Origin of the sequence: Massilia brevitalea (genome assembly GCF_030711405.1) — a bacterium.
Classification (GTDB): Bacteria; Pseudomonadota; Gammaproteobacteria; order Burkholderiales; family Burkholderiaceae_D; genus Telluria; species Telluria brevitalea.
On record NZ_JAULSI010000079.1, the window covers coordinates 1 to 11,255 of the forward strand.

The window sequence follows — 11,255 nt, forward strand, 5'->3', positions numbered from 1 at the left end:
CACTCAAAAGAAAAATGCCGTTCAGTCTTAACTGAACGGCATTAGACCGCAAGGGTCCCTTTTTTGCCTATCCTTAATACACTTCCGGATTCGGATCGGTGCGCTCCATCTCCAGCGAAGCCGCCAGCAAGCCCAGCCGCGCAACCACGCCATACACATAAAAGCGGTTCGGCGCCGCCGTGCCCGGTTTCGCCTTGAGATCCGGCACCGCGTGTTGCTGGGCAAAGGCCAGCGGCACGAACTGCGAGCCCGGCGCATTCAAATTCTGGTCGACGCCGCGCTCGGCATGCACGCGGTAGAAGCCGCCCACCACGTAACGGTCGATCATGTAGACCACCGGCTCGGCCACGTTATCGTCGATGTTCTCGAACGTCGGCACGCCTTCCTGCACGATCAGGTCGGTGACCGCCACGCCGTCCTTGATGACCGACATCTTGGCGCGCTGCTTCAGCGACAGGTCGCGCACTTCGCTGGCATCCTTGATGGTGGTCACGCCCATGCCGTAGGTGCCGGCGTCGGGCTTCACGATCACGAAGGGTTTCTGCTCCTTCATGCCGTATTCCTTGTACTTCTTCTTGATCTTCGACAGCAGCGCCGATACCGCATCGGCCAACGCTTCGGCGCCATGGTCGTGCTCGAGGTCGACGTCGCTCACCTTGGCGTGCAGCGGGTTCACCATCCATGGGTCGATGTCGATCAGCTTGCCGAACTTCTTGGCGACTTCGTCCAGCGCCTTGAGGTGGTTGCTCTTGCGGCGCAATGCCCAGCCGGCATGCAGCGGCGGCAGCAGCGATTGCTCGTGCACGTTTTCCAGGATCGAAGGAATGCCCGCCGACAGATCGTTGTTCAGCAGGATGGTGCAGGGGTCGAAGTCGGCCAGGCCCAGGCGGCGGCCGTTGGCCGAGCGCACCATCGGCTCGACCACCAGCATGTTCCCGTCCGGCAGCGCCAGCGGGGTCGGCTGGGTGACGTCTGGCGACAGCGAGCCCAGGCGCACGTGCAGGCCGGTCTGGCGGAAGATCTGCATCAGGCGCGCGACGTTTTGCAGGTATTGCGGATTGCGGGTGTGGACTTCCGGCACCAGCAGCAAATTGCGCGCGTCCGGACAATACTTGTCGATCGCGGCCATGGCGGCCTGCACGGTGAGCGGCAGCATTTCCGTGGCCAGGTGGTGAAAACCGCCCGGAAACAGATTGGTGTCGACCGGCGCCAGCTTGTAGCCGGCATTGCGCAGGTCTACCGAGCAGTAAAACGGCGGCGTGTGTTCCTGCCATTCCAGGCGGAACCAGCGTTCGATGGCCGGCGTGGCATCGAGGATTTTCTTTTCCAGATCGAGCAGTGGGCCGGTCAGGGCGGTGGCGAGGTGCGGAACCATGAATGGACGTCCTTATTGGCTTCTTGATGAGTGACTTATTGACAATGCGTGCCATTATCTTGGGTCAATCGTGCCATTTTAAAGGTTTGCGCCTACCAGGCCGCACACAAAAAAAGGCGCCCCGCAGGGCGCCCTCTTCAATCAGCTATTCGGCAATCACGAATGGTAGGCGCGCTCGCCATGGCTGGTCAGGTCCAGGCCCTCGCGTTCCTGCTCTTCCGGCACGCGCAGGCCGATCACCATGTCCACCAGCTTGAAGGCGACAAAGGCGACGAAGGCCGACCAGACGATGGTGATGCCGATGGCCTCGGCCTGCACCAGCAACTGGTGGCCGATCGAATAGGCATCGGCCGACGGTTTGTTGGTGACGTAGTCCCAGACGCCCTGGCCGCCCAGTTGCGGCGCGGCGAACACGCCGGTCAGCAGTGCACCGACGATGCCGCCGACACCGTGCACGCCGAACACGTCGAGCGAGTCATCCACGCGCAGCAGGCGCTTCAGGCCGTTCACGCCCCACAGGCAGACGATGCCGCCCACCAGGCCGATCACCAGCGCGCCCATCGGACCGACGAAGCCGCAGGCCGGAGTAATTGCCACCAGGCCCGACACGGCGCCGGACGCGGCGCCCAGCATCGACGGCTTGCCTTTGGTCGCCCATTCGCCGAAGGTCCAGGCGACGGTAGCGGCGGCAGTCGCCAGCAGGGTGTTCACAAAAGCCAGGGCGGCAACGTCGCCCGCTTCCAGTGCCGAGCCGGCATTGAAGCCGAACCAGCCCACCCACAGCAGCGAAGCGCCGATCATGGTCATGGTCATCGAGTGCGGGGCCATGGCTTCGCGGCCGTAGCCGACGCGCTTGCCGATCACGTAGGCGCCGACCAGGCCGGCGACTGCCGCGTTGATGTGCACCACGGTGCCGCCCGCGAAGTCGAGCGCGCCCTGCTGCCACAGCCAGCCGGCATCGGCCGTCACCGTTGCCAGCGTGGCGGCGTCGGTGATCGCGTCAGGACCGGCCCAGAACCAGACCATGTGCGCGATCGGCAGGTAGCCGAAGGTGAACCAGATCACGATGAAGGCCAGCACCGCCGAGAAGCGTGCGCGCTCGGCAAAGGCGCCGACGATCAGGCCGCAGGTAATGGCGGCAAAAGTGCCCTGGAAGGCAACGAAGATGAACTCGGGGATCATCGTTTCCTTGCTGAAGGTGGCGCCCATCGAGAACACGCCGCTGGCCGCATCATAGATGCCGTTCAAAAAGGCGCGGTCGAAGCCGCCGATGAAGGGGCTGCCGCCGGTAAAGGCCAGCGAGTAGCCGTACAGGCACCACAACACGATGATCAGCGAGAAGATCATGAAGATCTGCAGCAGCACCGACAGCATGTTCTTGGCGCGCACCAGGCCGCCGTAGAACAGGGCCAGGCCCGGGATCGACATCATGATCACCAGGATGGTGGCGATGAACATCCAGGCGGTGTCGCCCTTGTTGATGGACGGCGCGGCCAGGGCCGGCAGGGCCATGCCGAGGCCGAGGCCGGCGACGAGGAGTTTGGACATGATTGATTTCATTGGAATCCCCTTACAGTGCGTCGTTGCCGGTCTCGCCGGTACGGATACGGATGACCTGGTTGAGGTCGGACACGAAGATCTTGCCGTCGCCGATCTTGCCGGTGCGGGCCGCGCCCTGGATGGCGTCGATCACCTGGTCGACCAGTACGTCGTCGACGGCCGCCTCGATCTTGATTTTCGGGAGGAAGTCGACCACGTACTCGGCGCCGCGATACAGCTCGGTATGGCCCTTCTGGCGGCCGAAGCCCTTCACTTCGGTGACCGTCATGCCCTGCACATTGATTTCGGAGAGCGCCTCGCGCACTTCGTCGAGCTTGAAGGGCTTGATGATGGCGGTAATCAGTTTCATGGTAGAGCCTCTTTCAGAAGGTTTTGGAGACCGACAGCACGGCCGCCGACTTGCCCAGGTTTTTCCCGCGCGGGCTGAGGTAGCTGTCGGTATTTGCCTTGACCCAGGCCAGCGACGCGCTGGCAAAACCGAAGTCCTTGGTCACGCCGACCTTGTAGTCGTTATAGGAAAATTCGCTGTTGTTCTTCACGCGCTGGCGCCCGGCATGCAGGTTCAGCACGAAGCCGCTGCCGACGTCGACGTTCGCGCCAATGTCGAGGTAGCCGCTGCCCTTGCTGTCGGCGGTGCCGAACAAATTGCTGGTGGCATGCGAATACTTGACGTAGGCCGGGCCGAAGCCGAGCTGGCCGTAGAACTCGAAGGTGTTCGCATTCGTCGGCAAGCCGTTCGACGGATACAGGTAATACAGGCCGCCGACGTCGTAGCTGAAGCTGTCGTTGATCTGGCCGCGCTTGCCGGCATACAGGTCCATCTCGACATTCACGTCGCCGCCTGCGTCGTCGATCCACTTGATGGTCGAGAGCCAGGTGCCGGCGTAGAAGCCGCTCGAATGGGTATAGTCGGCGCCGCCCTGTAGGGCTGGTTCGAAGCGGGTTTGCGCCAGGCCGCGGTAGCGGTATTCGCTGGTGAGCGAGGCGTTGAAGCTGACCTGGTGTTCCGGAGCGGGTGCTTCCTGGGCCTGCTCCTGGGCATGGGCCAGGTTGCCAAGTCCCATTACCAACGTAAATGCCGCGCTTGCTGCGATCCTGCTTTTCATGACGATTCCCCTGTTATTGAACGATTGGTTCTGATGCGGTTTACAATCTGTCGTGTCACGGCTTAGCTTTCTCTTAGCAGATTGCGTGCCAGGCATTAACATGGCACCCGTGTGCTGCGTTTTCGGTACAGCTGCCACACTCGGGTTTCAATAAACACAAACGCGCGCACTGACAATGTGCAGGGCGCCAGGACGCACCAAAGCAGGCCGTTTTCCACAATTTGCACCAGGCTGGTGCAGCGGCCGGAACACTAGGACTGATTGACATGAACAACTTCTTCAACGACTTGCAGGGCAAGATCAACCAGGCCATGGAAAACTCGCCTGCCAAGGACATCGAACGCAACGTCAAGGCGATGATGACCCAGGGCTTTTCCAAGCTCGACCTGGTCACCCGCGAGGAATTCGATATCCAGGCCCAAGTCCTGGCCAAGACCCGCGCCAAGCTCGAAGCACTCGAACTGCGCGTGGCCGAGCTGGAAGCACGCCTGACGGAACAGGTGCCGAAAGTCTGATTGCTTCCGGCATTCATGGAAGCTGACCGAGGAAAGCAACATGAATGCAAACGACAAGCTGCTCGGCACGACCTTGCCTCCGCAGGAGGTATCCACCGACGTGCTGCGCGAGAAGTATGCGAAAGGCGATGAGTCCTCGATCGCCGAGGTGCGCCGGCGCGTGGCCCATGCGCTGGCGGCGCGCGAAGCGCCGCAGGGGCGTGCGGCCTGGGCCGAACGTTTTATCGAAGCCCAGGAACAGGGCTTCATTCCCGGCGGACGCATCAACTCCGCCGCCGGCCTGGACCTGAAGGCCACCCTCATCAACTGCTTCGTGCAGCCAGTCGGTGATTCCGTCACCGGAACCGAAGACGGCCTGCCCGGCATCTACACCGCCCTGTCGGAGGCGGCCGAGACCATGCGCCGCGGCGGTGGCGTCGGCTACGATTTCAGCGCCATCCGCCCGCACGGCAGCCTGGTGCGCGGCACCCGCTCGCGCGCATCGGGACCGGTGTCGTACATGGAACTCTTCGACGCCTCCTGCAAGACGGTCGAATCGGCCGGCGCCCGGCGCGGCGCGCAGATGGGCGTGCTGCGCATCGACCATCCCGACATCGAACGTTTTATTGCGGCCAAGGACGCGGGCGGCCTGTCGAACTTCAATATCTCGGTCGGCGTTACCGATGCCTTCATGCGTGCGCTGGAGGCCGACACTTCTTTCGAGCTGGTGCACCGCGCGGAACCTGGCGCAGAACCGGATGCACGCCGCCGCGCCGACGGACTCTGGGTGTACCGCGAATTGAAGGCACGCGACCTGTGGGACAAGATCATGCTGTCGACCTACGACCACGCCGAGCCGGGCGTGCTCTTCATCGACCGCATGAACGAGGAAAACAACCTCTGGTACGCCGAGCAGCTGCGCGCCACCAATCCCTGCGGCGAACAGCCCCTGCCCGCCTACGGCTGCTGCGACCTCGGCTCGCTGAACCTCACCTGCTTCGTCACGCAAGCCTTCGAGCCCGATGCGGGCTTCGATGTCGCCCGCCTGCGCGAGGTGGCAACGACCGCCGTGCGCATGCTCGACCTGGTGCTCGACGCCACCGAGTGGCCGCTGCCGCAACAGGCGCAAGAAGCGCGCGCCAAGCGCCGCATCGGCCTCGGCTTCCTGGGCCTGGGCAGCGCCCTGGTCATGCTGGGCCTGCGCTACGACACGCACGAGGGCCGCGCCATGGCCGCGCGCATCGCCGAGATTCTGCGCGACGCCGCCTACGCGGCATCGATCGAGCTGGCGCGCGAAAAAGGCGCCTTTCCTTTGTTCGACGCGGAACGCTATTTGCAAGGGAATTTCGTCAAGCGCCTGCCCGAAGGGTTGCGCGAAGCCATCCGCACCCACGGCATCCGCAACTCGCACCTGCTGTCGATCGCGCCCACCGGCACCATCTCGCTGGCCTTTGCCGACAACGCCTCGAACGGCATCGAGCCGCCCTACTCCTGGACCTACGAGCGGAAGAAGCGCATGGCGGACAACACGATGCGCGCCTACGCGGTCGAGGACCATGCATGGCGCTTGTACCGGCGCCGCCATCCGGAACCGGAACCCTTGCCGCCGCAGTTCGTCACCGCGCTGGAGATGCGCGCCGACGACCACCTGCGCATGCTGGAAGCGGTGCAGCCTTTCATTGACACCGCGATCTCGAAGACGGTGAACGTGCCGGCCGATTATCCGTACGAGGATTTCCGCGACCTGTACAGCGAGGCCTGGCGCGCCGGGCTGAAAGGGCTGGCCACCTACCGGCCGAATACGGTGGTGGGCCAGGTGCTCGGGGCGGCGCCGCGGGAAGAAGCGCCAGCCTTGCCCGGCCAGGACCCGCTGCACAAGCGTTTCGACAACCGCCCGCTGGGCGAACTCGATTCGGTGACCTCGAAGGTCGAGTACGCGACCCAGGAAGGCCGCAAGACCTTCTACCTGACGGTCAGCTTCATCCGCGTGGAAGGCGTCAGCGAGGGCGAGCCGGTGGTCATCGAGCGCCCCTTCGAGTTCTTCATGCCGGCCGGCCAGCGCACCGACGGCCAGCAATGGATCACGTCCTCGATGCGGCTGCTGTCGATGCTGGCGCGCGCCGGCGGCCCGATCGCCAAGGCCCTGGCCGACATGCGCGACGTGGTCTGGGAAAAGGGCCCGGTGCGCTGCGGCACGCTCACGCGCGAAGATGGCGTGCAGGTGCCGGTGTTCCACGACTCGGAAGCGGCGGCGGTCGGCTTCATGCTGCAGCGGATACTGATCAACCGAGGCTTCCTCGACAGCCAGGGCAATGGCGTGCCGGTGTCGCAGCTGGCGAGAAGGCTGGCGGCCAGGATGGACACAGGCACGATGGATGCAGGTGCAGCGCTGCCGGCGCCGGCGATCCCGGCCACAGCGCCGGCCGCGCATACCGCCGCCAAATGCCCGGAATGCGGCGCCCGCGCCCTGCGCAAGCAGGACGGCTGCACCCGCTGCGAGAATTGCCAGTACGTGGGGGAATGCGGTTGAGAATGTGGCCCATTGGTCGTTCTGACAGGCTGGCGCAGTGTTACCATAGTGCCATCCAGCAGCTTATGAACGAAGTGAATGGCGATCGAGCGAATTTCCTGCGCACCTGATGGCGGCATCAATGAAGACCTGGTGGCGGTCTTCGACACCGACGGCCTGATTGACCTCCTCGTGCTCGATGGTGCAACTTCGGTGGCCGACAGGCAGGTGGTCGAAGCGTGCCAGGGCGACGTCGCCTGGTTCGTGCAGGCCTTCGCCGCCGCACTCGGCCCGGTGATCGACGCCACGCGCTCCCAGGCCGACAGCGTGCAGCTGGCGCTGGCCAGCGTCCAGCGAACTTACTTCGAGAAGACCGCCGGCCAGGATGTGCCGGTCCACGCCTGGCCGCTGGCCGCCCTCACCTGGATCCGCATCCGCCCGAGCGCGGGCCAGCTCGCCCTTTCTCTGTACTGCCTGGGCGACTGCAAGGCCTTTGCCGTCGATGCCGATGGCGTGGTCATCGACCTCGATCCCTACGTGAACCCGTTCGAGACCGTGGTGCAGGAAGCGGTAGCAGCGCTGGCGCGCGATGGCGTCATCGATCCGCTGGAACGCCGCACGCGCCTGCTGCCGCTGCTGCGCACGCGGCGCGAAGCCCAGCACGGCGCCGCGGCGCCGACCGCCCTGTGCCTGCAGCCGCGCGGCCCCTTCCAGGCCCGCGAAACCACGCTGCGCCTGCCCGCCGGCACTGCCGTGCTGGCCATGACGGACGGCTTCAACCGCCTGGCCGACGCCTACGGCCTGTATTCCCAGGAAAGCCTGGTGCGCCGCTGCCGTTCGGCCGGCCTGGCCGGCCCGATGGCCGAGCTGCGCGCCTGGGAGGCAGCACGGGCAACCGGCACGCTGGCCGTCAAGAACGCGGATGACGCGTCCGCCGTCATGTGGACGCAGGATCGCGTAGACTCGGACAACCCTACCATTCGCCCCGGCCCGGCAAGCGCCAGGGCCACAGAGGAACCAGCTTGAAAACCTATTTGAGACATCGCGCGTTGCTGTGGCTGTGCCTGGCGCTGGGCGGCGCGCTTCCCGCGCTGGCGGCGGCGCAGGAAACCGGCCGCGGCACTGCGCGCGAAGCGCGTATCGTGGTGGTGAACGTCGAGCGCCTGCTCAGCGAGTCGCCGCGCGCCCAGGCAGTCACGGCCGGCATCGACGCCGAGTTTGCGCCGCGCCGCCAGCAGATCCAGGCCGAGGTACGGCGCATGCGCGAGCTGTCCGACAAGCTGGGCCAGGATACGCCGAACCTGTCCGACCGCGAACACCTGGCGCGCTCGCGCGAAATAGGCGACCTCGAGCGCGCGGTGCGGCGCGACCAGGCCATTCTCCAGGAAGACCTGTTCGAGCGGAAAATGCAGGAACGCAGCCGCATGGCGGAGCGCATCAACGAGATCATCGCCTTGTTGCGCGTCCGGCAAGGCATCGACCTGGTGCTGACCCGCACCATCTGGCACCGGCCGGCGATCGACATTACGGACAAGGTTGCACAAGAACTGGAGAAGTAAGCAAAAAGAAGCAGGCGCGGCGTATGCCACGCGCAACGGCCAGGGACCGAGCTCGACAATTTAACCCGGGTGTTATTGCGCCCTCATTTTTATCCGGGTAATATCGGCGCAGGCGCACGCCGTGCGTCATTCATCGGAGACGTCCATGCTGCCCTCTCATTGCATCGCCTTTCTTGGCACCGACCTGCTGGCCAAGGGGCCCCTGGCCGAGGTCGTCAGCGCCGTCAAGCGCGCGCTCGACAGTGGTACCGAGCACTCCATCGCTATCCTCGACCTGGCCACCAGCCGCCCGGTCGAGATCAATTTCACCGGTACCGAAGAAGAAGTGTTGCAGCGCATCCCGCGCATGCAGCCGCGCAGCGCCGGCCGCCCGAAGCTGGGCGTGGTGGCGCGCGAAGTGACCTTGCTGCCGCGCCATTGGGAATGGCTGTCCTCGCAGCCGGGCGGCGCCTCGGTGGCGCTGCGCAAACTGGTCGAGCATGCGTCGCGCGACGCGCGCCAGGCCGATGCGATGCGCGAGGCGCGCGATTCCGCTTACCGTTTCATGCACGAACTGGCGGGCGACGAACCCGGTTTCGAGGAAGCTTCGCGCGCCCTGTTCGCGGGCGATGCGGCGCGGCTGGAGCAGGTGGTGGCGGACTGGCCGGCGGGCGTGCGCGCGCACTTGCTGGCGCTGGCCCAGCCGGCATTCGCGCCGCCGGCCGATGCGCCAGGTACTGCGCCGGGTGCTGCGCCGGGCGCTGCGACCTGAGCGTGGCAGGGCGGCGTGGCAAGCGCCGCGCCGTCTTTGCGCAGAGCGCCGATAATCGTCGTACACTCACGCGCTTTATCACCACAAGGCTTTACCAATGAACGATTTCGACAACGTCCCGCTGGAATTCTTCCAGGATTACCCGGAACCCGGCGTGAACTTCATCGACGTCGGCTGCATCTTCGACAATCCCGACCATTGGCGCCTCGCCATCGACACCCTGCATGCGAAGACCGATGAATTGCATTTCGACTTCATCCTGGCCATGGACGCGCGCGGCTTCATGATCGCCGGCGCCCTCGCCCTCGAGCACCAGGTCGGCTTCGCCATGGCGCGCAAGGCGGGCAAGTTGCCGGGCAAGTCGATCAGCATCGACTACAAGCGCGAATACGGCAGCGCCACCATCGAGATCCAGCCGGAACGCATCAAGGGCCAGCGCGTGCTGATCGTCGACGACGTGCTCGCCACCGGCGGCACCATCGAGGCCGCGGCCTCCCTGCTGCGCCAGCTCGGCAAGGAGGTCGTCGGGGCGGCGGCGCTGTTCGATATCGCTTTCTTCAAGGACAAGCGCACGCTGACCATGCCGGTGGTGTGCCTGCGCGACGTCTGACGCTTTCTTCACATACCTGAGATACCGCGCACGCTTGGGTGCGCTCAACAAGCGCTGCCGGGAGCGGTGCGACCATCCTGCGAGTCTTCACTTCCCGGGAATCCCATGAGTCTCGCCGTCTTGCGAAGCCGCGCCCTGGCCGGCATGGAAGCGCTGCCCGTCAGTGTGGAAGTCCACCTGGCAAACGGGTTGCCTTCGCTAACGATCGTCGGGTTGCCCGATGCCGAAGTGCGTGAAGCCAAGGACCGGGTACGCGCCGCCCTGCAGAACGGCGGCTTCGAGATTCCCGCACGGCGCATCACCATCAACCTCGCGCCCGCAGACTTGCCCAAGGAATCGGGGCGGTTTGATCTGCCGATCGCGCTGGGCATCCTGGCGGCCTCGGGCCAGATTCCCTCCAAGGAACTCGACAAGTACGAATTCGCGGGCGAACTGTCCCTCTCGGGCCGCCTGCGGCCGGTGCGCGGGGCGCTGGCCATGACCTTTGCCATCCAGCGTAGCGGCCGCGGTGCGCGCCGCGGCTTCATCCTGCCGAAAGCCAACGCCGACGAAGCCGCGCTCGTGCTCGATGCCCGCGTCTACCCGGCCGACACCCTGCTGCAGGTGTGCGCCCACTTCTCCGCCGTGGCAGAAGATGGACGGCTGGAACGCTACAGCAACCCGGCGCCGGCGCAGGCGCCGAGCTACCCCGACTTTTCCGACGTCAAGGGGCAGCTCCACGTCAAGCGCGCACTCGAGATCGCCGCCGCCGGCAACCACTCGATCCTGCTGGCCGGGCCGCCCGGCGCCGGCAAGAGCATGCTGGCCGCGCGCTTTCCCGGCCTGCTGCCGCCGATGACCGACGAGGAGGCGCTGGAGGCGGCAGCAGTGCATTCGCTGACCGGACGTTTTTCGGCCCAGCAGTGGCGCGCGCGGCCCTTCCGCAGCCCGCACCACACCAGCTCGGGCGTGGCCCTGGTCGGTGGCGGGAATCTGCCGCGCCCCGGAGAAATATCGCTGGCGCATTGCGGCGTGCTCTTCCTCGTTATATGCACTTCATAATAACGTTAGCCAAGATTGCTTCTTGTAAATTTGTGTAGTACATTGCAAGTTATAGTGACTCGCTCATTCCATGCATGCAACGTAGCTACTCCGTTTTTTTGTCTACCCCAGACAGCCCCTTCGCCAGTCGCTATCCGGCACTAGCGCACATCCCGTGTATCTTGGACTCGCGTCCCGGATACCATCGGCTGGCGAACGCCTACCTTAATGTGATGGACTCCACCCTCCTGATAACGGCATCATTGTGCCA

General features: G+C 64.9%; 10 protein-coding genes and 1 pseudogene. 7 read left to right on the forward strand and 4 right to left on the reverse strand.

The genetic code is table 11. From position 1 onward, the window contains the following. Nucleotides 1–73 precede the first annotated feature (73 nt). The 4 genes from gshA to QWL29_RS25735 all read right to left on the reverse strand — a co-directional run bounded on the left by gshA (nt 74) and on the right by QWL29_RS25735 (nt 4,041). Nucleotides 74–1,375 carry a glutamate--cysteine ligase gene (gene gshA, locus QWL29_RS25720; RefSeq protein WP_305825704.1) on the reverse strand — a complete coding sequence of 434 codons (1,302 nt, stop codon included), beginning with the start codon at nt 1,373–1,375 and terminating at the stop codon, nt 74–76. Between the two features lie 156 nt (nt 1,376–1,531). Then, entirely contained in the window at nt 1,532–2,923 is a 1,392-nt protein-coding gene (amt, locus tag QWL29_RS25725; RefSeq protein ID WP_308636209.1) for an ammonium transporter, read from the reverse strand. Between the two features lie 22 nt (nt 2,924–2,945). Further along, nucleotides 2,946–3,284 (reverse strand): P-II family nitrogen regulator, encoded by a 339-nt coding sequence (gene glnK, locus QWL29_RS25730; RefSeq protein ID WP_229438220.1) that lies wholly within the window; start codon nt 3,282–3,284, stop codon nt 2,946–2,948. Between the two features lie 13 nt (nt 3,285–3,297). Then, nucleotides 3,298–4,041 (reverse strand): TorF family putative porin, encoded by a 744-nt coding sequence (locus QWL29_RS25735; protein WP_370663746.1) that lies wholly within the window; start codon nt 4,039–4,041, stop codon nt 3,298–3,300. 260 nt (nt 4,042–4,301) lie between these two features. On the opposite strand from QWL29_RS25735, the gene QWL29_RS25740 reads away from it, so the two are divergent. The 7 genes and pseudogenes from QWL29_RS25740 to QWL29_RS25770 all read left to right on the forward strand — a co-directional run. Further along, a complete protein-coding gene (locus QWL29_RS25740) occupies nt 4,302–4,556 on the forward strand; it encodes an accessory factor UbiK family protein (RefSeq protein WP_305825712.1) in 255 nt (84 codons plus the stop codon). A gap of 40 nt (nt 4,557–4,596) precedes the next feature. Further along, nucleotides 4,597–7,065, forward strand: coding sequence for an adenosylcobalamin-dependent ribonucleoside-diphosphate reductase (locus tag QWL29_RS25745; protein WP_305825705.1), 2,469 nt, complete (start codon nt 4,597–4,599; stop codon nt 7,063–7,065). 78 nt (nt 7,066–7,143) lie between these two features. Further along, entirely contained in the window at nt 7,144–8,070 is a 927-nt protein-coding gene (locus tag QWL29_RS25750; protein WP_305825706.1) for a protein phosphatase 2C domain-containing protein, read from the forward strand. Next, nucleotides 8,067–8,603 (forward strand): OmpH/Skp family outer membrane protein, encoded by a 537-nt coding sequence (locus QWL29_RS25755; protein WP_305825707.1) that lies wholly within the window; start codon nt 8,067–8,069, stop codon nt 8,601–8,603. The genes QWL29_RS25750 and QWL29_RS25755 overlap by 4 nt, the downstream gene beginning before the upstream one ends. A gap of 145 nt (nt 8,604–8,748) precedes the next feature. Beyond that, nucleotides 8,749–9,354, forward strand: a complete 606-nt coding sequence (locus QWL29_RS25760) for a DUF2239 family protein (protein WP_305825708.1) — start codon at nt 8,749–8,751, stop codon at nt 9,352–9,354. 97 nt (nt 9,355–9,451) lie between these two features. Next, nucleotides 9,452–9,964: an adenine phosphoribosyltransferase gene (locus QWL29_RS25765; protein WP_305825709.1), complete on the forward strand. Its 513-nt coding sequence runs from the start codon at nt 9,452–9,454 to the stop codon at nt 9,962–9,964. Between the two features lie 105 nt (nt 9,965–10,069). Beyond that, nucleotides 10,070–10,987: pseudogene (locus QWL29_RS25770) on the forward strand (YifB family Mg chelatase-like AAA ATPase); the annotation flags it as partial. Nucleotides 10,988–11,255: the final 268 nt, after the last annotated feature.

Bases quoted from the DNA above. Each gene is read 5' to 3' on its own strand.
- gshA (WP_305825704.1), bottom strand. From the start codon at position 1,375: ATGGTTCCGCACCTCGCCACCGCCCTGACCGGCCCACTGCTCGATCTG.
- amt (WP_308636209.1), bottom strand. From the start codon at position 2,923: ATGTCCAAACTCCTCGTCGCCGGCCTCGGCCTCGGCATGGCCCTGCCG.
- glnK (WP_229438220.1), bottom strand. From the start codon at position 3,284: ATGAAACTGATTACCGCCATCATCAAGCCCTTCAAGCTCGACGAAGTG.
- QWL29_RS25735 (WP_370663746.1), bottom strand. From the start codon at position 4,041: ATGAAAAGCAGGATCGCAGCAAGCGCGGCATTTACGTTGGTAATGGGA.
- QWL29_RS25745 (WP_305825705.1), top strand. From the start codon at position 4,597: ATGAATGCAAACGACAAGCTGCTCGGCACGACCTTGCCTCCGCAGGAG.
- QWL29_RS25750 (WP_305825706.1), top strand. From the start codon at position 7,144: ATGGCGATCGAGCGAATTTCCTGCGCACCTGATGGCGGCATCAATGAA.
- QWL29_RS25760 (WP_305825708.1), top strand. From the start codon at position 8,749: ATGCTGCCCTCTCATTGCATCGCCTTTCTTGGCACCGACCTGCTGGCC.
- QWL29_RS25765 (WP_305825709.1), top strand. From the start codon at position 9,452: ATGAACGATTTCGACAACGTCCCGCTGGAATTCTTCCAGGATTACCCG.